Origin of the sequence: Pedobacter sp. SG908 (assembly GCF_011759615.1) — a bacterium.
GTDB classification, from domain to species: Bacteria; Bacteroidota; Bacteroidia; order Sphingobacteriales; family Sphingobacteriaceae; genus Pedobacter; species Pedobacter riviphilus.
The window spans coordinates 787,411-809,237 of record NZ_JAAOYY010000001.1 but is presented as its reverse complement, the minus strand read 5'-3'; the positions used below and the strand labels follow the sequence as shown (position 1 = coordinate 809,237).

At 36.8% G+C, this 21,827-nt stretch carries 25 protein-coding genes; 14 read left to right on the top strand and 11 right to left on the bottom strand.

Annotation, left to right across the window (positions count from 1 at the left end; genetic code table 11):
• Positions 1-111: 111 nt before the first annotated feature.
• From FHT21_RS03310 to FHT21_RS03270, 9 genes are all read right to left on the bottom strand, one after another.
• Positions 112-768: a porin family protein gene (locus FHT21_RS03310; protein WP_167293347.1), complete on the bottom strand. Its 657-nt coding sequence runs from the start codon at positions 766-768 to the stop codon at positions 112-114.
• A 184-nt stretch (positions 769-952) separates the two neighbouring features.
• Complete coding sequence (locus FHT21_RS03305; protein ID WP_167293346.1) at positions 953-1,474, bottom strand: hypothetical protein; 522 nt, start codon at positions 1,472-1,474, stop codon at positions 953-955.
• A 224-nt stretch (positions 1,475-1,698) separates the two neighbouring features.
• Positions 1,699-2,181, bottom strand: a complete 483-nt coding sequence (locus FHT21_RS03300) for a hypothetical protein (protein WP_167293345.1) — start codon at positions 2,179-2,181, stop codon at positions 1,699-1,701.
• A 63-nt stretch (positions 2,182-2,244) separates the two neighbouring features.
• Positions 2,245-2,952 (bottom strand): ATP-binding cassette domain-containing protein, encoded by a 708-nt coding sequence (locus FHT21_RS03295; RefSeq protein ID WP_167293344.1) that lies wholly within the window; start codon positions 2,950-2,952, stop codon positions 2,245-2,247.
• Positions 2,953-3,039: 87 nt separating this feature from the next.
• Positions 3,040-3,960 carry a glycerophosphodiester phosphodiesterase family protein gene (locus FHT21_RS03290; RefSeq protein ID WP_167293343.1) on the bottom strand — a complete coding sequence of 307 codons (921 nt, stop codon included), beginning with the start codon at positions 3,958-3,960 and terminating at the stop codon, positions 3,040-3,042.
• Positions 3,961-4,066: 106 nt separating this feature from the next.
• Positions 4,067-4,699, bottom strand: coding sequence for a response regulator transcription factor (locus tag FHT21_RS03285; RefSeq protein WP_167293342.1), 633 nt, complete (start codon positions 4,697-4,699; stop codon positions 4,067-4,069).
• Between the two features lie 88 nt (positions 4,700-4,787).
• Positions 4,788-5,573 (bottom strand): ATP-binding protein, encoded by a 786-nt coding sequence (locus FHT21_RS03280; RefSeq protein ID WP_167293341.1) that lies wholly within the window; start codon positions 5,571-5,573, stop codon positions 4,788-4,790.
• Entirely contained in the window at positions 5,552-6,199 is a 648-nt protein-coding gene (locus FHT21_RS03275) for a hypothetical protein (RefSeq protein ID WP_167293340.1), read from the bottom strand. The genes FHT21_RS03280 and FHT21_RS03275 overlap by 22 nt, the downstream gene beginning before the upstream one ends.
• Before the next feature lie 12 nt (positions 6,200-6,211).
• Positions 6,212-6,853: a hypothetical protein gene (locus FHT21_RS03270; protein ID WP_167293339.1), complete on the bottom strand. Its 642-nt coding sequence runs from the start codon at positions 6,851-6,853 to the stop codon at positions 6,212-6,214.
• A 264-nt stretch (positions 6,854-7,117) separates the two neighbouring features.
• Here FHT21_RS03270 and FHT21_RS03265 point away from each other — a divergent pair, with 264 nt between their 5' ends.
• From FHT21_RS03265 to FHT21_RS03235, 7 genes are all read left to right on the top strand, one after another.
• Positions 7,118-8,524, top strand: a complete 1,407-nt coding sequence (locus FHT21_RS03265) for a S8 family serine peptidase (RefSeq protein ID WP_167293338.1) — start codon at positions 7,118-7,120, stop codon at positions 8,522-8,524.
• On the top strand, positions 8,521-8,724 hold the full coding sequence (locus FHT21_RS03260) for a hypothetical protein (protein WP_167293337.1): 204 nt from the start codon (positions 8,521-8,523) through the stop codon (positions 8,722-8,724). The genes FHT21_RS03265 and FHT21_RS03260 overlap by 4 nt, the downstream gene beginning before the upstream one ends.
• Positions 8,725-9,127: 403 nt before the next feature.
• Positions 9,128-10,771: a glycine--tRNA ligase gene (locus FHT21_RS03255; protein WP_167293336.1), complete on the top strand. Its 1,644-nt coding sequence runs from the start codon at positions 9,128-9,130 to the stop codon at positions 10,769-10,771.
• 93 nt (positions 10,772-10,864) lie between these two features.
• Positions 10,865-11,545 (top strand): 2'-5' RNA ligase family protein, encoded by a 681-nt coding sequence (locus FHT21_RS03250; RefSeq protein WP_167293335.1) that lies wholly within the window; start codon positions 10,865-10,867, stop codon positions 11,543-11,545.
• Positions 11,546-11,570: 25 nt separating this feature from the next.
• Positions 11,571-12,455: a DUF6252 family protein gene (locus FHT21_RS03245; protein WP_167293334.1), complete on the top strand. Its 885-nt coding sequence runs from the start codon at positions 11,571-11,573 to the stop codon at positions 12,453-12,455.
• A 140-nt stretch (positions 12,456-12,595) separates the two neighbouring features.
• Entirely contained in the window at positions 12,596-13,003 is a 408-nt protein-coding gene (locus tag FHT21_RS03240) for an AraC family transcriptional regulator (protein WP_167293333.1), read from the top strand.
• An 86-nt stretch (positions 13,004-13,089) separates the two neighbouring features.
• The gene (locus FHT21_RS03235; RefSeq protein ID WP_167293332.1) at positions 13,090-13,854 is read left to right on the top strand and encodes an SDR family oxidoreductase; all 765 of its coding nucleotides are present in this window, start codon (positions 13,090-13,092) and stop codon (positions 13,852-13,854) included.
• A gap of 154 nt (positions 13,855-14,008) precedes the next feature.
• Here FHT21_RS03235 and FHT21_RS03230 read toward each other — a convergent pair whose 3' ends face one another.
• Entirely contained in the window at positions 14,009-15,217 is a 1,209-nt protein-coding gene (locus FHT21_RS03230; protein ID WP_167293331.1) for an SH3 domain-containing C40 family peptidase, read from the bottom strand.
• Between the two features lie 136 nt (positions 15,218-15,353).
• On the opposite strand from FHT21_RS03230, the gene FHT21_RS03225 reads away from it, so the two are divergent.
• The 7 genes from FHT21_RS03225 (at position 15,354) to FHT21_RS03195 (ending at position 21,207) form a co-directional block, all read left to right on the top strand.
• Positions 15,354-16,043 (top strand): CAP domain-containing protein, encoded by a 690-nt coding sequence (locus FHT21_RS03225; RefSeq protein WP_167293330.1) that lies wholly within the window; start codon positions 15,354-15,356, stop codon positions 16,041-16,043.
• A 127-nt stretch (positions 16,044-16,170) separates the two neighbouring features.
• Positions 16,171-16,674: a GtrA family protein gene (locus FHT21_RS03220; RefSeq protein ID WP_167293329.1), complete on the top strand. Its 504-nt coding sequence runs from the start codon at positions 16,171-16,173 to the stop codon at positions 16,672-16,674.
• 223 nt (positions 16,675-16,897) lie between these two features.
• On the top strand, positions 16,898-17,278 hold the full coding sequence (locus FHT21_RS03215; RefSeq protein WP_167293328.1) for a hypothetical protein: 381 nt from the start codon (positions 16,898-16,900) through the stop codon (positions 17,276-17,278).
• A 48-nt stretch (positions 17,279-17,326) separates the two neighbouring features.
• The gene (locus FHT21_RS03210; RefSeq protein WP_167293327.1) at positions 17,327-19,108 is read left to right on the top strand and encodes an aromatic amino acid hydroxylase; all 1,782 of its coding nucleotides are present in this window, start codon (positions 17,327-17,329) and stop codon (positions 19,106-19,108) included.
• A gap of 324 nt (positions 19,109-19,432) precedes the next feature.
• Positions 19,433-20,134, top strand: coding sequence for an SDR family oxidoreductase (locus FHT21_RS03205; RefSeq protein ID WP_167293326.1), 702 nt, complete (start codon positions 19,433-19,435; stop codon positions 20,132-20,134).
• A 48-nt stretch (positions 20,135-20,182) separates the two neighbouring features.
• Positions 20,183-20,545: a hypothetical protein gene (locus FHT21_RS03200; protein WP_167293325.1), complete on the top strand. Its 363-nt coding sequence runs from the start codon at positions 20,183-20,185 to the stop codon at positions 20,543-20,545.
• 116 nt (positions 20,546-20,661) lie between these two features.
• Positions 20,662-21,207 (top strand): C40 family peptidase, encoded by a 546-nt coding sequence (locus FHT21_RS03195; RefSeq protein WP_167293324.1) that lies wholly within the window; start codon positions 20,662-20,664, stop codon positions 21,205-21,207.
• On the opposite strand, the gene FHT21_RS03190 is transcribed toward FHT21_RS03195, so the two are convergent.
• Positions 21,208-21,813 (bottom strand): YdeI/OmpD-associated family protein, encoded by a 606-nt coding sequence (locus FHT21_RS03190; RefSeq protein WP_167293323.1) that lies wholly within the window; start codon positions 21,811-21,813, stop codon positions 21,208-21,210. It lies immediately after the preceding gene.
• Positions 21,814-21,827: the final 14 nt, after the last annotated feature.

The following is a 21,827-nucleotide window of genomic DNA, read 5'->3' as shown; positions in this document are numbered from 1 at the left end:
ATTGAAGATGGCTGGTGCTTGATAGTTTTAAAGTTAATGGACTGATTGTTAAAAGCAGTATACAAAAAAGCCCCCGATTTTCATCGGAGGCTTAGGGTTATTTTAGATTCGTTAAAAAGAAAAGCCCAATCCAACTGTAAACACTTTGTTTTTGATTGAAGTATCAAAATCTTGTGCTTCTTCATTGTTTGCCAGATTGCCTAAGCCCAAGCCATAGCCAGCATGAATATTTAAGCCATTATTTAACTGAAAGCCAGCTAAAAAATTTAACCCGTAATCGCTACGGTTAAGCCCCGAATCTTTGAATTCGATTTTCTCTTTTTCTGAGCCCATTTTAGCATTGGCACTTAAGGCATAAGCAAAGTAAGGGCCTGCGCCTACAAATAATTTACCTGCATTGGCCATTTTAAAATTTACAAGTGCATTAACTGGTAATTCAAGATATTTGAAATTTAAAGTGGCATCAACATCGGTAAAAAAGTCATCGTTATCAAAACCAAAGCCACTGCTGTTAATTTTTGTTCCTTTATCGATAAAGGTCAATCCAGGTTGAATAGAAACCAGATCAGATAATTCAAATTCTACCGTTCCACCTACATAATAAGAGGTTTTTGTGTCATAACTAAATGATGCATTACCTGCTGAGAAAGTCATATTTGGAAAAGCAACGCCTGCTTTTAAGCCAAATTTAACCGGTTTACTACTTTGAGCTAAAGCCGCAGTACTCAGCGCTGCAACTGTTAATAAAGATAATACTAATTTTTTCATCTGATTTTTTTGAGATTGTTTGTTAGAATTGTTTTTAATTTTCCGTTTACCCGCTTGATTTACAAACAGGCGCCACAATGATAGATAAACTAATTTGATAGTTAAAATATTTGAAGGAATAAATTTATGTAAACTAAAAAGCCCCCAATTTCTTGGAGGCTTTTGAATAAATTAGGGTTTAATATTACAAACCGAATGCAAATGCAGCACGGATACCAACAAATGATAAGGTTGTGCTATTTTTCGACCAGCCTTCATAGCGTATTCCTAAGTCAATACTTGATTTATCAGACACTGAAAATGAAGCGCCTAAAGTTGGAGCATAAGAAAATGCTGTACCACCGTTATTTTCGGTAAAAATTGCAGCACCTAGTTCACCAGCTCCGTAAAAGTTACCACCAAAATAATATTTAGCGCCTGCTTTTAAAGGAATAACTCCTGAATTAGTGACACCAAGGTCTTTCCAAGCTTTTTCAGGAGCTATAGAAATATAACCTGCTGATGCAGTTAAGTTCAATGATTTGGCAACATTAAATTCACCCATTACTGAACCTCCATAACCTAGGCTTAGTCCATTCGTATTATCACCTACTGGCAATAAGAAATCTGGTCCTACGCTAATTTTGTTAACTGCTCCTTCTGTTTGAGCTGAAGCTGCAAAGCCTAAGCCAGCAACCATTAATAAAGATAGTAATACTTTTTTCATTGTTTTTTTATTATTGTTCGTTAATTATTTCGTCTTTTTAGACAAGCATGATGCCAAAACGTTACAAACAAAATGAAAAACAGAAAACAAGGACAGTAAAAAGCTGATTAACTGAGCATTAAATTAAAAATATTTTATTCCAAAACGTTGTATTAAGTTGTAAGAATTGGACTTATTGTATTTTTTTTGACTAATAAATTAAACAATTATTGTTCATAATTGTTTCACAGCCCGAATACATAGGCAAACCTGATTCCAACAAAACCTTTGGTATTTGCTTTATTTAAATCAGAAAACTCATTTTTACCCGTCCATGCTTCATATCTTATCCCTAAATCGAGTTTATTTTCGCCAGATAGCTTAAACTGATTTCCAATGCCAGGCGACCAAACAAATAAAGTTTTTTGCCCATTAGTTAATGGCAATGCTGCGCCTAATTGCCCCTCGGCGTAAAAACTTTCGCTCAAATGATATTTCAAGCCAGCTTTAGCGGGTATATAGGTAAAATCCTGAACTTTAAAAAGCTGATTTCGTTTACCAAAAAAATTCATAAAACCTCCATTTAAGGATATAGCAAAATCAGCAGCTATTGGGAAATCAGCTTTTATTGACGCGCCTAAACCTATACCGGATAAATTAACGAAGTTCCCTGATGGTAAACCTATTTCGGCACCAATACCAATATTAGCGGTATTTTGGGCTTTCAATATAACGGGTGTTAAAAACAGAAGAATTATTAAGGCGTTTTTTATTATTTGGTAAAGCATGAATTAGGCAGTAAGTTTTCTAAAAATATCTTCTAATGATTGTTGTTGGTGCATTTTTTTTAGGCCTTCGAGCGAATCTTTCGCTACAATTTTACCTTTATTAATAATGATGATATCATCGCAAATGGCTTCAACCTCTTGCATAATGTGGGTAGAAATAACAACTGTTTTAGCCGCACCTAATGTTTTGATCAGCTGCCTAATGTCAACCAATTGGTTTGGGTCTAAACCAGAAGTGGGCTCATCCAAAATTAAAACTTCTGGATTATGGATAATGGCCTGGGCTAAACCTACCCTTTGACGGTATCCCTTAGATAACATACCGATTTTTTTATGCTGCTCTGGTGTTAAGCCTACCATTTTGATCACTTCATCAATCCTTGCAGCCAAATTGGTAAGTTTATAGGTTTGACCAACAAAATTTAAAAATTCTTTCACATACATATCGGCATATAACGGTGTATTTTCTGGCAGGTAGCCAATATGCTTTTTAGCTTCAATGGCCTCAGAAAGAATGTTTTTACCAGAAATTTCAGCCTCGCCAGATGTTGGTGTTAAATAACCGGTAAGCATGCGCATGGTGGTAGATTTACCAGCTCCATTAGGGCCAAGAAAACCCAAAATACGGCCTGGCCTGGCTTCAAAGCTAATGGAGTCCACCGCCTTTTGCTTATTGTAGTGTTTAGAAAGATTTTTAACCGAAATACTCATTTTGCGTTTTTTACCACAGATTTGTATAGATAAACACAGATTTCATAATTAGTTAAACCAATCTGTGTTCGTTCTTTCCATCCCTGGTTAATTAATATGCGATGAACTTAATTTTTTATTATACCTAAACTTATCCAGTTCTTCTGATGCCTGTGGTAAATTATCGCCCGACAAAATATCTGCACCATTATTAACCAAATGATAATAAACATTTTTTACCGGACTGGCAATGGCACTTTTATCGATATTTCCCATGGTACCTAAAATAGTAGTAATACCCTTGCTGTGTAAGTATTGGTACAATTCTTTACCTGGAGCTGAAACACCAACAAAAGCTACGATGCGGTTATTAGGAATACCCAAATTATTTAAACGTTTCAGTTCTGCTTTCTTCTGAACAGAGGCAGAAATCATGAGTTCGGGTGCCAATTGATGCACTTCCTTGGCCTGATTGGCAGTATAGGTAATGATTATCGAATTACTTTCTACTTTGTATTGCCTTACCTTTTCAATCACTTTTGCATAAGAAACACCTTTTTTTAAATCAATGGTTAATAAAACCTTTCCTTTGCTCCAGCTTAATACGCTATCTAAAGTCGGGATTTTAAATTTTGTTTCTTTTCCCTCATCATCTTTAAGATTAAAAGCCTTCAGTTCCTCATAAGTATAATTGCCAATCGGTCCTTTTCCGGTCGAAGTGCGATCGAGCTTATCATCGTGCATAATCACCATTACCGAATCTTTACTGTAAGCAATGTCGAATTCGATAATTACAGGATTATAGGTAGTGGCATTATCAAATGTTTCGATGCAGTTTTCAGGAAAACCAGGCATTGGTCCTCCTCGATGGGCACTAATTAATGGAAAACGGTTTTCTGGCGACCATTTTAAGAATTGATATAACTCCGTTGGTGTATTAAATTTAATATATTGATGGCTTTTTTCTTCTGGTTTACATGAGGTAAAAACTGCAACAATAACCAAAAATAGCAAATGATGGAATTTCATGCTTCAAAAGTAAGGTTAATTGGTTAATTGTTGAAATCGGTTAACTGTAATGCAGTTCCTAAACCCTAATTAACCAGTTTTACAATTTAAACAGTTAGCCAGCTTGCTAAGCAAATCCATTTTTAATGGCAAAAACTGCCAGCCCTACCCGGGTTTTGAGTTCCAGTTTTTCGCATAGCTGATCTCGATAGCTTTCAACGGTCCTTGGGCTACAGAACATTTTATCGGCTATTTCTTTATAATTAAGTTCGGTAACGGTGTATTTTAAAAACTCTTTCTCCCGGTCAGAAATTTTGATTTCTGCATCTTTTGTCTTATTCAGGCTGGAGAAAATAATTTTCGATGCCCAGTCTGGGTAAAAAAATCCGTTGATACTCAATTTTGTAAGCGCATTTTCCAACTCTACAGGATGTGCATTTTTTAAGAGGTAGCCTTTAGCACCGTTGCTTACCATTTTAATCACACTCTTTTCTTCACCCTGCATACTGAGTGCCATTACTTTTACTTCCGGGTGATTTTCAGTTACCCAGGTTACGGTTTCAAAACCGTCCATAATGGGCATACTAATATCCAAAAGTAAAATATCAGGGATTTTATTGCTGTTTTCGAAGTTTTTAATCAGCTCTTTTCCGTTTTCGCAAACATACATCACCTCAAAAGCTGCAAAATTATCAATAATGCCCTGAAGTGCTTTTGCTATCAGGATATGATCATCAACAATAACTATAGTTTTTTTCATCAGTATAGAGTTTGTTTTCAAAGGTAATGAAGCTATCATGATTTTAAATATTCATTCCCCTGCGGGTTTTGGTAAAATCATGATGGTTTCATGCCGGGCCATTTAAAATAATAGTAAGTGTAGTGCCTAAATCGGGTTTGCTTTCTAAATTAAATTGTCCACCGATAATTTCGGCTCTTTTTTTCATGTTTTTTAATCCTATACCATCAGAAGTGACTTTAGCATAATCAAATCCTACTCCATCATCCTGTATTTTTAACGTTAAAAAAATTTCAGGAGAAGAGTTTAACTGGATTTTGATATTGCTGCAATATGCATGCTTTAAGCTGTTTTGAAGAAATTCTTGTGTTATCCTTAGTAATACGTTCTTTTTCACAAACTCCAGATCTATACTTTCGAAATTGTATTGAAAAGTTACCTTACATTTTTTCAAAGCATTGAGGTTGTTCACTTCTTCCTGTATTAAAGTTACAATTTCATTTTCACTTATATTATCGTTCGTTAAGTTTTTCGACAAACTCCTCAAGTCTTGCAAAGATGAATTAATGATCTGATAAATCTGCTCAATTCTTTTACTTGCCTGAGGCACCTTATTCTCGTGCACAAGCTGTTGAGTATAAAGGCTAACCAAAGTTAATTTCTGCCCGATATTATCGTGTAATTCGCGGCCAATCTGCTGCATGGTGGCCTGCTGTATCTCTAACTGGGTGGTTAAAAGTTCCTTCTGGTGTATTTCGTTGGTGATTTTAATTTCATTCAGGTATTCTCTTTTCCGTTCCTTATATTTTTTGATGTAAACCATAATGGCCACTACAAACAGCACAAAAAACAGGTTAAAAAGGATGATAGTAATTAAGAGTTCTGTTTTCCCCATATAAACGAAATTGAGAATAATACGTACATTACAATTCCCGAAATCAGGAAATAATCGAAATAAATATTCCAGATTTGGATATAAGCCCTCAACAACGAATAAAACGTAAGAAAAGGTAATGTACCGATATAAAATAAGGTTACGCCCAAATTAATGTAAAACATTCTATTTTCTTGAAAATTGAGAATGTTTACTGAGTTTACCTGATTATAATATTCTTTGATAACCAAAAACATCAGGAGTAAACATCCAAAAGTATAGCTAAAAGAAAAATATACTTTACTTTCTCTAAAGAACAATCTACTGAGTATAAATGAGATGATGTACAACAAAGAGAGTATCCAAAATAATCTTTTATCCTTAAATGATTTTACGGCATAAAGCCAATAAAAAAAGATAAACTGGAAAGGGATAACGATATAGTTATAATATTTAGTTTTTGAAAAACTGATATATTCCCCTCCCCATTTCCCAATTACTTCACTGATAAAAATAATGATTAGATAATAGATAAAATACCTCCAATGTTGTCCCTTTAATCGTTTAAAGTAGCATAGCGCAATCAATGCAGCCCCTCCTTCAATCCAGAGAAAAATGTCGCTCAGAAATTTCTGGAAGTCGCTCATTTCATTAAGATATTAATAAGTTTCTATTGCTGAATCGGCTGGCGGAATGGTTTGCCCATGGTTTTGAGCCATTACCTCACGCGATTGAGTGTCGCTACTATCCGAACTCATAGCCATTAAGGTAATCGGCTGTTCTTTTTCTCTTTCTTTTATTGGGAAAGTAGAGCGGTCTAAAGGATTAAAATCATAATCCTGGTAGCTTCCATCGCTGCTCTTCTTCTTTAAAGTAGGGATCATAACAAGTGTATGTTTTTGAGCATAATTTTTTCCGATCGCCTTTTCATCCTCAAAACTATTCCATTCGTTCTCTTTTGGATAAGCAGCGTAGTAGAAACGGATACCTAGTGCACCATCAGCAATGCGTGGATTTACTTTTTTGGTAAAAAACTCAATATCAGCAATAAACTTTTTAAGGGTTTTTAAACCGAATGAAACTGAATGTGCATCGTTTATTCCCAATACTTTATTAATTGCAGCTAAATGATTGTTACGGTAGTTATCTACCATTTGTTGGATTATTGCCGGATCCATCGTATTTGGACGTCCGCGCCTTTCATTTGTTTTCATAAGATCGATTAATTTCTGTAACAGATAATATACTAATGCTCCACATAAAAATACGATAGCATAGGTTGGTAAATGTTGCATTTCCATAATTTTTGAGTTTTAATTAAAGTTAACTTTTATTCCCAAATGTGATAAAACTTTTATAGATAACAGATGGGGTTTTCCCCATATTTTATTGTTGTTTTTACTGCTTTTTATTTCGTTGCTTTCACCGTTGATTTCTAGTGGTTTACCTAAGGTTTTTCTGCTCCAAGTGTTTCAATTTTGGATTAGTGTTTATCAACAAAAAACACCAATGGGAATAAGCCGAAAATCCTGAACAGAGTAGGCAAAACTTAAAAAACTTAAACCATGTCAAAAACCTTGAAAAAAGAAGAAAAAGTAGAGTACACAGGAAGATACCTGGTACTACTACCAGAGGGATCTAACACTTCAGATTCGATCAACTCAATCAGTGCCATTAGCGGACTGAACCTAAAAAGCTCCCTGGAGTTCGAAAATGAATTTTTTACCGATAAAGATCTGGCTAAAACCGATGGTATTGTATTGGACAAATTGGGTATCGCTATCGTAAACGAAAAACCAAAAATTGAAAATTCAATCAGCAGTTTAGGCGAAAATGAAATGATTGTAGAAAAGGAAAGAGTAGTTTATGCGATTGGAATGCTGGATGAAAGTACCCAAAATTATGTAGAGGGCTACAGAGACGCAGTAAACCAAATGACCAATGTATTGGTTGGAACCGAAACAGAAGATTACAACTACGAAGAGCAACAATCTGAAGTAGAATCGGTTGGCGCTACCTGGGGATTAAAAGCAACCAATGTTGTGCCAACCAGCTTTTTAAGATACAACCCATACAATGGTGCAGGCATTAAAGTTGCCATATTGGATACTGGCTTCGATTTTACTCATCCTGATTTTGCTGGCCGTCCTATTGTTCACCAAAGTTTCATCACTGGCGAAACTACACAGGATGGACATGGCCACGGCACACACTGTACCGGTACTTCCTGTGGTCCTGTTAGCTCACCATCGGCAGTTGAAAGATATGGAATTGCTTATGCCGCAAGCATTTATATCGGAAAAGTGTTAAGCAATGGTGGATCTGGTGGTGATGGAGGCATTCTTGCCGGCATTAACTGGGCCATTGCCAACCGTTGTGATGTGGTAAGCATGTCGTTAAGGGGTTTTGTAACCGGAGCGGGTTATTCTGCTGTTTTTGAAACCGCTGCTGCCCGTGCTTTAGCTCAGGGTACTTTAATTATTGCTGCAGCTGGAAACGATTCGGCAAGGCCAGGTACAGTTAGACAAGTAATGCACCCTGCAAACTGCCCATCAATAATGGCTGTAGGTGCTGTAGATGTAAACATGAACGTAGCTGCTTTTTCTAACGGAGGCCTTTACCCAACTTACGGTGCTGTAGATATTGCTGCTCCGGGCGTTAACGTGTATTCTTCTACAAAACTGCCTACCAAGTATGCGAGCTGGAACGGAACCAGTATGGCTACCCCACATGTTGCCGGTATTGCCGCACTATGGGCACAAGCATCGGGCTTGAGAGGAATTAATTTGTGGAGAAAATTAACCTCAACTGCGAAAACGTTACCTTTACCTGGTAGAGATGTAGGTGCAGGATTGGTACAGGCGCCTACAAAAACAAGATTGATAAAATTCCCAATTGATAGAACCCCTATTTTGATTAATCCGAAATTCCCTATCGATCCAATTGGCCCAATTGAAAAAATTATAAGATGAAAACAAAATGGTTAATATCTGTAAAAAACGACGCAATGGATTCAGTGGCAAAAGAGCTGAAGGAAATTGGGGTTAAAGATGTAGAAGCTTTAGATTCAATTGGTGTAATCGTAATTGTTCCGGGCAATCATAAAATTGCAGATATCAAAAAAATTGAAGGCGTATTAAGTGTTGAAGAGGAAAGGGACGTCAGCATTTAAGCCAACAAAAACCTAATCACTCTCTTAATTTTAAAAATCGGTGTGACGTTTAGTTGCGCCGATTTTTTTTTGCGCCCTATATTTAAACATTAATAGTTTCACATTTCCTGCCACCTAAACCTGATTGCAGCGAGCACGAGTGTAACGATTAAAGCGGAAAGCAGGAGCTCCGAAACCGACAAGCACGACTATTGCTTTCCTAATTACTTTGAACCATATAAGAGATTTAAGGCTATATAAGCCGACTGGCAAGATACCTTTCGTCTGTTTCCGACCTTCTATGACACCTTAGAACACCTAAGAAGTGCAGAAATTCTAAAATCTACAGTTCCTTTGCCATTGATCAAAAACCTTCAGTCTTATACCTTTAAACCCTCCACCTTTTTATTATCTTTGCTGCATTATGGCTCAAAAGAATAACGACGAACAATTTAAAAATGTAATATCACACGCTAAAGAATACGGTTTCGTATTTCAGAGCAGCGAAATATATGATGGCTTAAGTGCTGTTTACGATTATGGCCAATTGGGTGCCGAATTAAAAAACAACATTAAAACTTATTGGTGGAAAGCCATGGTGCAAATGCACGAAAACATCGTAGGGATCGATTCTGCAATTTTTATGCACCCTAAAGTTTGGAAAGCCAGCGGACACGTAGATGGTTTTAACGATCCAATGATCGACAACAAAGATTCTAAAAAACGTTACCGTGCTGACCAGTTATTAGAGAATAAAATTGATGAATTATATTCAGAATTGGCCAACTTCAGTGCTGATAACAAAGCTAAATTCGAGGCGTTTCAACAAGAAATATTGGGTTTAAGTGATGAGGGCCAGGCAAGCTGGGTGCCAACATTTAAAGATGAGGAAACGATTTTAGATCATACCAAATATCCTTTTGTTGAAGAGGCAAGTTGGAGATTTGTTAAAAAGGGTTTAACGCTTGAGGTAGAAATGAACCTTGCGCTTAAATCTGAGAACTTAGCACAACTGAAAGATTTAATTGTTGATTACAAGGTAATCTGCCCGATATCTAAAACTTCTAACTGGACTGATGTACGCCAGTTTAACCTGATGTTTAGCACACAATTTGGTGCAATGGCTGAAGGCAGTGATGAGGTTTACCTTCGCCCAGAAACAGCGCAGGGTATTTTTGTAAACTTTTTAAATGTTCAAAAATCGGGAAGGATGAAAATTCCCTTCGGTATTGCACAGATTGGTAAGGCTTTCAGAAATGAGGTAATTGCCCGCCAGTTTATTATGCGTATGCGCGAGTTTGAGCAAATGGAAATGCAATTTTTTGTTCGCCCGGGTGAAGACACAAAATGGTTCGAATACTGGAAAGAAGCACGTTTAAAATGGCATAAAGCTTTAGGTACCAATCCTGAAAAATACCGTTACCACGATCACGTAAAATTAGCACACTATGCAAATGCGGCTACTGATATTGAGTTCGAATTTCCGTTTGGGTTTAAAGAGGTTGAAGGAATCCACAGCCGTACCGATTTCGACTTAACACAACACCAGGAATATTCTGGCAAGAAAATGCAGTATTTCGACAATGATTTAAACGAAGAAGGTAAACCTTATGGCAACTATGTTCCTTATGTAATCGAAACTTCTATCGGTTTAGATCGTATGTTCCTGTTAACCATGATTAATGCTTTTGAAGAACAGGATTTAAGTACTGATGATAAACAGGATAGCCGTACTTTATTACGTTTACACCCGGCTTTGGCACCTTACAAAGTAGCTATTTTCCCATTAACCAAAAAAGATGGTTTACCTGAGAAAGCCCGGGAGATTATGGATACTTTGAAATTCGATTTCAATTGCATTTATGAGGAGAAAGATGCTATTGGTAAACGTTACCGCCGTCAGGATGCCGTTGGTACGCCTTTCTGTATCACGGTTGATCACCAGAGTTTGGAAGATAATACTGTTACGATCCGCCACCGCGATAGCATGGAGCAGGAACGTGTAGCCATTGCCGATTTAGGAAACATTATCGGCTCGGCAGTAAGTTGGAAAACTTTGTTGGCTTAAAACGAGAAACCTCATGCTGAGTTTATTTCAGCATCCAACTAGATCATATTTAGTCGCAGGTTTTAAGCCTGCGACTTTTTTGTGTAAGAAAAGATGAATTTAGCAGAACACTATCATAAACTTTATATCGAATCAATTGCTAAAATATCATCAGGTGATTACGAAACAGACCATCTAATTGATGATGAGGCCGATCAGCGTTTTGGAATCACACTGGTAATCAGACCAGATGCAGCAACAAAGGATAAAATTCAACAGTTTTTAACTGAAGCGAAAGCAATTGAACCTGATCAATATTACTATCAGAATGCTGATATCCACATTACTCTAATGTCTATCATTTCCTGTTATGAGGGCTTCGACTTAAAGGATATCCATATTGGGGATTACATTCAACTTATCAAACAGGTTTTAGCCAGACATAAGCATTTCAAGATTCAGTTTAAAGGACTTACTGCATCACCATCCTGCATTTTAATTCAAGGTTTTTTAACAGATACTTTAAACAAAATCAGAGATGATTTAAGAGCTGCATTTAAAAATTCGGACCTGCAACAGAGTATAGATAAACGTTATGCCATCCAAACCGCCCACGCTACAGTAATCCGTTTCAGATCGGAGTTAGCCAACATAGATGCTTTGCTCAGTCTTATCGAAAAATACCGAGATTTCGATTTTGGCACTTTTGAAGTAAAGCATGTAGAATTGGTTTATAACGACTGGTATCAACGGGAGAAATTTGTTAAAAAATTGTATCAGTTTTCTTTATCTTAGCATATTAATTAACCCAAACAAATTAATGCTCGTGAAAGTACCTTTCAAATTATCGCTATTGGCACTGGTATGCCTTTTAATTACCTCATCTTGTAAAAAGGAAATCGATTACCATCAGGAATGGACTTTATCTACAATGAGCGCAAAAGTTGATGGTGCTTTAGTACAATGTACGTTAGCTACTGCTCAGGTTTATGATGTAGGTGGAGAAATAAGTGTCCAAATCTCGGGTAACAAAGGAATTAATACTGGCTTTAGTTTACTGATCAGCGGTTTTAAAGGTGTTGGCACCTATAATTTATCGGATAACAATATGGCGATTTACCTTTTGAGTACATCCGGATTACAAGATGCTTACATAGGCAATACATCAGGAAAAATAAAGATAACCAGTTACTTAGCAGACAAATACATTAAGGGCACTTTTGAGTTTAAAGGCGAAAATCAATCTACTGCAACAAGCAAAACCATCAGCGATGGGCAGTTTATGATCAGTTTGGTTCCGGTTAAACTGCCAGAAACCAATAACAGCACTAATAATTTAAGTGCAAAGGTAGATGGCACCACAATTGGTTTTACCGGTGAAGCAACATCAATCAACACACCAATTATTGGCAATTTACTTACGATTGTAACTATAAATGGTGATAAACGCATGATTCTTTCAGTTATAGACTATAAAGGTGTGGGCACCTACGATCTTGTAACTGATGGAGTTGGATCTTATATGAAAGACCAAACACCTACAGGCTCATTTACTGCTACAAGCGGTACATTGGCGATTACAAGCGAAGCTGGTGGTAAATTAAAAGGAACATTTTCATTTAAAGCACCCAATGAAGATACGACCATTAATACATCAGTAACGGTAACAGATGGTATTTTTGACTTACCCTTTAGCAAGAAATAAGAATAAACTTTTTAAAATATAAGCCGTTGGTCTAAAAATCAGCGGCTTTTGCATTAATAATCCTTTAGTCACAAATAGGTTTAAGATTTAATATTTATTTATCCGAATATTATATTTGTTTAAACAGCAATTGCTTTAATATGAAAATCCCACAGAAGTTTTTTGCCCGTCAACACGAAATCGCAGCCGATTTTTTGAAGGAACTGGATAAGCATTTAGACGATGTAGTATCGGGCAGGGCAACTGAGATGTTCGAGGTAAGAGATTTTGCTGAACTTATCCACGTGCATCCCACGCATTTAAGCAATACCATTAAATCGGCTACGGGCCACTCACCCTGTTATTTCTTTGAAGAACGTTTAATGGAAATTTCGAAATCGATGTTACAGAATGTTAGCATGCCTATTGCCGAAATAGCCAGAATTTTAACATACGATCCATCTAACTTTACCAAGTTTTTTAAACACTTCTCTGGCCAAACACCCAAACAGTACAGAGAAGCTTATTTCCAGTCTTTGGCTGCAAAAAAGGAAATTATCACCACATAAAACTTAAACAATCACCATTTTTACTTAAGCTGTCACCATTTTTGCAGCGTATTTCCATCTAACTTTGTTTAACAAATTAAAAGAAAATGGAAACACAAAATAAAATTGCCCTGGTAACCGGTGGTAGCCGTGGATTAGGAAAAAATGCGGCTTTAAAAATTGCGACAAAAGGAATTGGAGTAATTATTACTTATCAATCTAAAAAAGAAGAAGCAGAGGATACGGTTAATGAAATAAAACAGCTAGGGGTACAGGCTGTGGCATTACAGTTAAACGTTGCCGACACCAAAACTTTCGATGCCTTTTTTGTAGAAGTTAAAGCCATATTGAAATCTGTTTTTAATGCTGAAAAATTCGATTTTCTCATCAACAATGCAGGCATTGGCATTCATGCTTCATTTGCCGAAACTACTGAAGAGCAATTTGATACTTTGGTAAACATCCACTATAAAGGTGCTTTCTTTTTAACCCAAAAGGCTTTAACACTATTAAATGATGGCGGTGGGATTATTAATCTTTCTACTGGTTTGGCGCGTTTTGCTACCCCTGGCTATGCCGCTTATGCATCGATGAAAGGTGCAATGGAAACCTTAACAAAATACCAGGCCAAAGAATTAGGTACAAGAGGAATCAGATCAAACATTGTTGCTCCTGGTGCAATAGAGACTGATTTTGGTGGTGGTGTAGTGCGCGATAACGATCAGCTTAATGCAGGAATCGCCTCGAATACAGCCTTAGGTCGTGTAGGTCTACCTGATGATATTGGTGGTGTAGTTGCTTTTTTATGTACTGAAGATGCCAGATGGATTAATGCACAACGAATTGAAGCATCAGGCGGTATGTTTTTGTAAAATTTAGTTAACCATTAAGACGCAAGGGAAACAAAATAAATTAAAACCCTTGCGTCATACTGAACTTGTTCCAGTAGCTGTTAGGTTATTAAGACCCTGAGAGAAACTTAGGATAACGCGAGAACTTATTGAACATCTGCTTTAAACCTAGCATCTAATAAGCTGAGGCTCCATACCAGGTATGTCGGTCAACCCTTGTGATTTCAGATGTACCAATCTGGTTTAGGAAGCGCCTGGCACTCACCAAGGTTTTGCTTTCACGTTCATCAAAGTTGGCTGCATTAGGTTTTAAGCTATTAATTCTAACCATTCCGGCCGATTGAATAAATTCGCCATCGCCCATGTAAATAGCGGTATGCGTTATCCTTCCTCCAGATGTTCCTTTCAATTTTGCTGCGGCGAAAAACAATAGATCGCCAGCTTTTAGATTTTTAAGGCATTTAGTAAGACTAATTGAATCTCCTTCTAAAACAGCGACATCTTCTCCAACCAAAGCTTGTTGCGAGGCATCTCTCGGAATGATAATTCCATTCAGGAAATAGCTTGTTTTGGTAAAACCACTACAATCTACCCCTTTGATAGATGTACCACCCCAAAGATAGGGAACCCCAATTAATGTTTTTGCCGTTGCCAAAATAGCTTCCGCATTTGGATTGGGTTTTTTCAACCAGTTAGAAAATACTTGAGCATCAGTTTTTTTAATATAGCCGACCCGTTTATCAGGGAAAATAACTTGATAATAATCTTTTTCTTCGCCAGTTAATACTAAGATATTGCCATTTACTAAGTCAGAAACGCGGGAGGAGTTGATATCTGCTTTGCTAAAAGCATGACCAAAATCGGAAGTGAAGATAATCCGTTTTGATTTTTTCCATGCTTCAAAAGCTGTCTTATCCATCACACTTACGGCGGTAGCATCAGTCCACGACAAATAACCATCGGGTGTGCGTACCAGATAATAGCCGCCCTGTTTCTTTAATACTTGTACAGGTGTGCCCAAAATCATCTGCGTCATCATTTCTGCTGCATTTTGAGGGGCAGCTCTATTGTTACAGACCGAAAGATTGGCTAATCCATATTCCATCCCAGCTAAATTGCTCGACGGGAGATGCGTATTTATTTTAACGAAACCCTTGAAATCTTTGGTTTGATTATTTAGTGCCTCGAGCACTTGCGCCGATGTACTTTCTGCAAGAACAGTATCTCCCTTAAACTGAATATTAAAGTAAACAGATCTTTTATCTGGAGCAAATTCTTTCTTTACTTGATTTGAAATCGTTTTATATGCTGCTGTATCAATCTGCGCCTTTAAAGAAACTGCAAAATTTAATAAACAGCCCAGTATTAATATTCTTTTCATCATTATTTTCTAAAACTAAAATTACGAATATTCACATTGCCTTATCAGGTAAAGGCTGTAACTAATTGCTTACGCGATATTATTTTTAACAGACGAGAAATAAAAAAAATTAAAAGACGTTATCCATGAAAATCACTCTATGTTTAAAATACTTCTACCCACTCTTTTACTTATAATTTTTTCTGGCCAGGTTAATGCTCAAAAATGGACTGATGCCGAATTCCGCAAAGCTAATACCGCAGCAAATGCTTCTTATTTAAGCAACGAAGAAAAAAACATTGTGATGTATATGAACCTAATCCGCATTGATGGCGAAAAGTTTTATTATACGTTTTTAGAAGACTACATCAATAACTACAATGCTAAAGTGCGGAAGTACAGAAATTACAATGAACTCAGGATTACCAGAAATAATTCGTATTACACTTCTTTACTTAAACATTTACGAGGCATAAAAAACCTGCAGATGTTTTATCCTGATGATAAATTAACTTCGTTAAGCCGGAGCCATGCACAGGATTTGAACAGAAATAATCTCGACACGCATGAGAGCAGTAACGGAGATAAATTTTCCAAACGATTATCCAGATATTTCCCAAATAAAGCCATGAGCGAAAATATCGATTTTGGCTACTCTAACAGTTTAGATATTGTTTGCCATTTGTTGTTAGATTGTGGCGTACCTTCGCTCGGCCATCGTTTTAATTTACTCGATCAAAAATACAAGCTCAATACCGTTGGCGTAAGTATACAGCCCCACCCCTCTTATACCTGGTGTGCAGTAATCGATTTTGTAGCACAACCTACATATTACACCAATAACGAATAAAATGCGTGATTTCTCGATTTTTTGTTTCTACAAAATTCTATATAAAAAATTACCTTTGCGCCTTAAACTTATATGAGGTAAACCGATTGTTAATATTTCGGCCAAGAAACTTTTAATATTTTTTTCAATGCGTACAGCAATTTTAGCCGTAATAGATTTTTTTTATCCCCCTTTTAAAAAATATATTTCTGCACATAATTTCAGGTATTTGGTAACTGGAGGCACTACATTCGTGCTGGGTATCATCATTTATTTTTTATCATTCAACTTTCTTTTTCATGATGATGAGGTTAAGATATTTTTCTTTACGCTCAAAAAGGATACAGCAGCACTTGCTGTAGATTTTGCTGTTGTAATACCATTTAGTTTTCTGATCAATCGTTATGTAGTTTTTACACATAGTGAAGTAAAAGGTCGCACGCAGTTATTTAGATTTTTAAACCTGCAGTTTATCAATGTATTGCTTAATGTTTTTCTATTTAAATTCTTTGTAGAAATATTGATGGTTTACCCAACTATTTCAAAAGTTATTGTAGCAGTGCTAGTTGCCTCATTTAGTTACCTATATCAGCACTACTTTACATTTAGCGTTAAAAAAATCGGGAATAAAAAAGCAGGTAAGAAGCATTAATAATTACCAGTAATTGTTTATGGCTCAAGATGCGATACCCAACCAAGGTTTCATCAGCAAGCCAACGTACTTAAACGGGATGGAAGCGGTATCCTTTTGCTGCCAGCCTGAGCGAAGTAAAAGGGTAGCAAAAGATTTAGCGGACAGCCCGGCTAGAGCCTCCCGATGAAATGCTACAGCATCTTTCCAAATTATAATCCTTTTTAATTTTATTTATTTTTTTTTGAAAGCAGTTTTACTGGCATTCGCTTTCTTCAGTCCCGCCTTTGCTTCAAGTCCTCAATCGTACCTCGCTCCGGGCTTTACGCGCCAGTCGGGTTTAAAGGGCCACAATATAGCTCCTATTTTCGTTTTTTGGCAAAACGCAGAAAAAATAGGTTTATCAGCACAAACCTTTGTGAATAAACGGGATGGAAGCGGTATCCTTTTGCTACCAGCCAGAGCGGAGCAAAAGGGCAGCAAAAGATTTAGCGGACAGCCCGGCCAGAGCCTCCCGATGAAATGCTACAACATCTTTCCAAATCCTCACCCCATCTCTTTCTCCTCTTTATACCTTTATTACTTTCACCTGTTAATTTATGCTGCTGCTTTCTTGATAAGATAAAAACAACACCCTAACTTAGCTGCCGACCAACTTATTTTCAGATTAACCATGAGCCATTTTAATGATTTTAATAATGCGCAGGTAGCAAAATTGCCCAATCATTTAAAGCAATTTATTGTCGACCAGAATTACGAAAAATACACACCGATCGATCAAGCAGTGTGGCGTTACGTAATGCGCCAGAATTATAGTTATCTTAAAAATGTTGCTTATTACCCTTACATAAAAGGCTTACAGCGAGCGGGTTTAAGTATCGAGCACATTCCCGACCTGCAAACCATGAACGACAACCTCGGTAAGATTGGTTGGGGTGCAGTAACTGTTGATGGCTTTATTCCGCCAGCTGCATTTATGGAGTATCAGGCCTACCGTGTACTAGTAATTGCTGCTGATATCCGCCAGATTAATCACATTGAATATACACCAGCACCAGATATTATACACGAGAGTGCTGGCCACGCCCCTATCATCGCAGATACGGATTACAACAATTATTTAAGCTATTTTGGTTCGATTGGCGCAAAAGCCATGTTCTCGGCGAAAGATTTTGAACTTTACGAGGCCATTAGGAAACTATCGATTTTGAAAGAAGCTGTAGATGTAGACGAGATTCAGATTGCCAAGGCAGAAAAAGAGCTTCGTTACATCAGCGAAAACATGGGTGAGCCTTCTGAAATGGCTTTACTTGGTCGCTTACACTGGTGGACAGTGGAGTATGGATTAATTGGCACTTTAGAAAATCCAAAAATTTATGGTGCTGGTTTGCTTTCTTCTATCGGTGAAAGTGCAACCTGTATGCAAAATGATGTAGAGAAACTTTGGTACAACATCGATACGATTAATTACGCTTACGATATTACCAAACCACAACCACAGCTTTTTGTAACCGAAACATTCCAAAATCTTATTGATGTTTTGGAAACCTTTGCCAATACCATGGCCTTTAGAAAAGGTGGAACAGAGGGTATTATGAAAGCAATTGCCTGTAAAAATGTAGCCACAGCAGTTTATAGTTCGGGCCTGCAGGTAAGCGGTGTATTTACCGACATTGGTGTGGGCACAAAAGATGAAGTAACCTTTATTAAAACCACTGGCCCTTCGGCATTGGCATTTAATGGAAAACAATTAAAAGGCCATGGGAAAGATTACCATGCTGATGGTTTTTCGTCGCCTGTTGGTCGGTTAAAAGATGCTGCAAAAGCACTGGAAGATTATAGCTTAGCTGAATTACAGACTATAGGGATAATTACAGGCGAAAAAGCCACACTTATATTTGATAGTGGCATTAAAGTAGCTGGTTCAGTTAAAGATATTATTACAAAAAACGATAAGCTCATTTTAATTGCCTTTAAAGATTGTACGGTTACAGAGCGTAATGGAAATACGCTGTTTAAACCCGATTGGGGCATTTATGATATGGCCATAGGCGAAACCATTGTTTCAGTTTTTAATGGCGCTGCCGATAAAGACGCTTACGAAGAGATTACATTAATTAGTAACGAGAAAACGCATCACATTACTTATGATGATAAAACTTTAAAACTGCACGGTTTATACCAAACGGTTAGAGCGATTAGGGAAAGTGGGGAAGGTTTGGATAAACTTGCCGAAATCTTTGCGCAACTTAAAACAAACCATAGGCAGGATTGGCTTTGTGCACTAGAAATTCTGGAGATTATTTATCACAAAAAGATCTATCATCAATTGGAAAAAGAAATTCAGGTTTATCTCGAAATTAAAGCAAGCAAAGAGTTAGACCATACTAAATTGATTAATGATGGTTTGCATGTAATTAAAAACCCGGTGAGCCAGCTGATTGTAGAGGATTGATTTATCGCTTTAATAAGTCGGTCGTCACCCTGAATTTATTTCAGGGTCTTAATGCAAAATAGATGCTGAAATAAATTCAGCATGACGAACTTATCGTTCAAATACCTTAAATTTCTTATCAATTCCAATCATCCTCATTTATAACGAGAACAACTGACAACCACGTTTGCAACATATTGCGTAAATTAAGTGATGTAATCGCTATTCTTTAATCCTTATCGCAAACTAGGTTTTAGTTGACTTACTCTTTTTTTCCTAACTTTGATTTCACCAGGCTCGGAAAGTTCAACCTTTTAACTTTACAACAATTTTTAACTTTTTTTAATGAACATTATAATTACAGGTGCAAGTAGCGGAATCGGTTTCGAAACTGCTTTAGAATTTAGCTTACAGAAAGAGAACAAGATTGTAGCCATTGCCCGGTCGGCAGATAAACTGCGTAAACTCTTGGAAATTGCTAAAGGCATTAATCCAGAATGTACACTTTTACCGGTAGAATTTGACATTGTAAATGATGATTATGCCGCATTAGTTCCATTTTTAAAGGAAAGGTTAGGATCTGTTGATATCTTAATTAACAATGCAGGCGCATTAATTAATAAACCTTTTTTAGAAACCACAGAAATTGATCTTGGTGAAATGTTACAGAGCAACGTGATCTCACATTTCAGAATGATACAGCATATTTTACCCTTAATGCAAAGCGGAAGCCACATTGTGAACATTGGTAGTATGGGTGGTTTTCAAGGAAGCGTTAAATTTCCAGGACTTTCGGCTTATTCGGCAAGTAAAGCAGCACTGCATACCTTAACTGAATGTTTAGCATTTGAACTGGCTGAAACAGGAATCAAGATCAATTGCCTTGCATTAGGATCGGCACAGACGGAAATGCTTGAAGCTGCTTTCCCAGGATACCAAAGCCCGGTTATGGCTTTCGAAATGGGGAAATATATTAGTGATTTTTCTAAAACCGGACATAAATTTTTTAATGGCAAAATTTTACCTGTTGCTGTTACCACACCATAATATGATAATTTTTAGTAATTTGCAGTAATTGAAAAACTAAAAAAATCTATGGAAACAAATTCTCCTTTTAAAACAGCCGACAGTGGAAAAAATGCTGCTGTTGTGAGCTACATCTTTCTTATTGGCTGGCTAATATCGTACTTTGCAATGTACAAAGACAATAAAACAGCGCTATCCAGCTATCACTTAAGGCAATCTTTATTGCTCCATTTGGGTATGATTGTGCTTAATGTAGCGGTAACAGTATTAATCATAATTGTGCCAACAGCAATTTTTGGATACTTAAGTTATGTAATATACATTGCCTACATTATTTTGATTATTCTAGGTGCAATAAGTGCAAATAATGGTGAGCAAAAGCCTCTTCCATTAATAGGCGACAAAGCGCAAACCATGTTCCCAAGTATTTAATCGAAAACAAATATTTTAATCAGAAGTCCAGGCAAATTGTTTGGACTTTTTAATTTGCACTCATTTTCAACATTTTAATCGACTTTGGATATTTTTTATATCTTTGGTTCTAACATATGAAGAAAATAATAGTCCCGATTGCGTTTTTCATTTTGTCTGCCACAACAGGAAAAGCCCAAACCATCATTCCGGCTCAGTACCAGGAGTTAGTTAAAAAGCTCGTTGCCAGTCTACCTAAGGAGGATAAGCCTTCAAACAATTCCTCAGCCAAGCAATCCGAAAGTTTAATCGATTTTGCCAAAAGTATGTTAGGTATCCCCTATCGTTATGCTACAAGTAATCCTAAAGTTGGTTTTGACTGTTCTGGCTTTGTAAGTTATGTTTTCAGTAATTTTGGTTTTAAAGTTCCACGCTCTTCGAGAGAATTTAGCTATGCGGGGAAAGAAACCAGTCTGGAAAATGCAAAAGTAGGCGATGTATTGATTTTTACAGGCAGTAATTCAAGAATAAGAAGGATCGGTCATGTTGGGATTGTTTATTCCATTGACGAAAACGGGATCAAATTTATTCATGCCTCTTCAGGGAAAGTGCACCAGGTAACTATTACCGATCTTGACGGTCATTATAAAGCCCGTTTCATGAAAATTGTAAGTATCCTTTAATTATTTTTTATATTTCCACATTCTCTTTTTGCCTTCTGCAAGCCACGCCAAAGTGGTTTCCAATCTTTTTATTCTGGTTGCTTCCGTTTTAGCTTCCTCAAGCCACAATACATATTCCTTTTTATTGGATAAACTAAAATTCTGAAAAACCGACAATGCTTCAGGATCTTCTTGTAAAGCTTCAATAAAATATTCAGGTATAACCAGTTCTTTCTTCTCTGTGGTTTTTGGTTTTGGTGGTAATTTTACATTGTTTTCGTTTAATTGAATAGCCTGTTGAATGTAGGCAATCAAAATTTCATCTGAAGGCAGGTCGTCAAAAGATTTTATTTTACCCAATAAGCCCATTGCTTCAGAACGTTCTTTAAAAATACCGTATTCATCGTTCATTAAAGATCCTTTCCAAAAGCCAAATGCACAATGATGCTTGAAAGAAGCCATATGGCAAACCGTACCTTTATAATCGAAGAAAGGCATTCCCCATTTAATTTTTTCTTCAATACGGGCATCAGCCTTATGTACCAGATTTCTCAAATGATCTAAAATGGGAATCGCAAATTCTGCCGAATTGATGATGTACTGATCTACCTGGACAATTGTATGCATAGCTTAAAAAATTA

Bases quoted from the DNA above. Each gene is read 5' to 3' on its own strand.
- FHT21_RS03225 (WP_167293330.1), top strand. From the start codon at position 15,354: ATGTTTAAAATACTTCTACCCACTCTTTTACTTATAATTTTTTCTGGC.
- FHT21_RS03275 (WP_167293340.1), bottom strand. From the start codon at position 6,199: ATGAGCGACTTCCAGAAATTTCTGAGCGACATTTTTCTCTGGATTGAA.
- FHT21_RS03220 (WP_167293329.1), top strand. From the start codon at position 16,171: ATGCGTACAGCAATTTTAGCCGTAATAGATTTTTTTTATCCCCCTTTT.
- FHT21_RS03195 (WP_167293324.1), top strand. From the start codon at position 20,662: ATGAAGAAAATAATAGTCCCGATTGCGTTTTTCATTTTGTCTGCCACA.
- FHT21_RS03210 (WP_167293327.1), top strand. From the start codon at position 17,327: ATGAGCCATTTTAATGATTTTAATAATGCGCAGGTAGCAAAATTGCCC.
- FHT21_RS03265 (WP_167293338.1), top strand. From the start codon at position 7,118: ATGTCAAAAACCTTGAAAAAAGAAGAAAAAGTAGAGTACACAGGAAGA.
- FHT21_RS03190 (WP_167293323.1), bottom strand. From the start codon at position 21,813: ATGCATACAATTGTCCAGGTAGATCAGTACATCATCAATTCGGCAGAA.
- FHT21_RS03250 (WP_167293335.1), top strand. From the start codon at position 10,865: ATGAATTTAGCAGAACACTATCATAAACTTTATATCGAATCAATTGCT.
- FHT21_RS03230 (WP_167293331.1), bottom strand. From the start codon at position 15,217: ATGATGAAAAGAATATTAATACTGGGCTGTTTATTAAATTTTGCAGTT.
- FHT21_RS03240 (WP_167293333.1), top strand. From the start codon at position 12,596: ATGAAAATCCCACAGAAGTTTTTTGCCCGTCAACACGAAATCGCAGCC.
- FHT21_RS03200 (WP_167293325.1), top strand. From the start codon at position 20,183: ATGGAAACAAATTCTCCTTTTAAAACAGCCGACAGTGGAAAAAATGCT.
- FHT21_RS03235 (WP_167293332.1), top strand. From the start codon at position 13,090: ATGGAAACACAAAATAAAATTGCCCTGGTAACCGGTGGTAGCCGTGGA.
- FHT21_RS03290 (WP_167293343.1), bottom strand. From the start codon at position 3,960: ATGAAATTCCATCATTTGCTATTTTTGGTTATTGTTGCAGTTTTTACC.
- FHT21_RS03285 (WP_167293342.1), bottom strand. From the start codon at position 4,699: ATGAAAAAAACTATAGTTATTGTTGATGATCATATCCTGATAGCAAAA.
- FHT21_RS03255 (WP_167293336.1), top strand. From the start codon at position 9,128: ATGGCTCAAAAGAATAACGACGAACAATTTAAAAATGTAATATCACAC.
- FHT21_RS03245 (WP_167293334.1), top strand. From the start codon at position 11,571: ATGCTCGTGAAAGTACCTTTCAAATTATCGCTATTGGCACTGGTATGC.
- FHT21_RS03260 (WP_167293337.1), top strand. From the start codon at position 8,521: ATGAAAACAAAATGGTTAATATCTGTAAAAAACGACGCAATGGATTCA.
- FHT21_RS03310 (WP_167293347.1), bottom strand. From the start codon at position 768: ATGAAAAAATTAGTATTATCTTTATTAACAGTTGCAGCGCTGAGTACT.
- FHT21_RS03270 (WP_167293339.1), bottom strand. From the start codon at position 6,853: ATGGAAATGCAACATTTACCAACCTATGCTATCGTATTTTTATGTGGA.
- FHT21_RS03280 (WP_167293341.1), bottom strand. From the start codon at position 5,573: ATGGGGAAAACAGAACTCTTAATTACTATCATCCTTTTTAACCTGTTT.
- FHT21_RS03305 (WP_167293346.1), bottom strand. From the start codon at position 1,474: ATGAAAAAAGTATTACTATCTTTATTAATGGTTGCTGGCTTAGGCTTT.
- FHT21_RS03295 (WP_167293344.1), bottom strand. From the start codon at position 2,952: ATGAGTATTTCGGTTAAAAATCTTTCTAAACACTACAATAAGCAAAAG.
- FHT21_RS03205 (WP_167293326.1), top strand. From the start codon at position 19,433: ATGAACATTATAATTACAGGTGCAAGTAGCGGAATCGGTTTCGAAACT.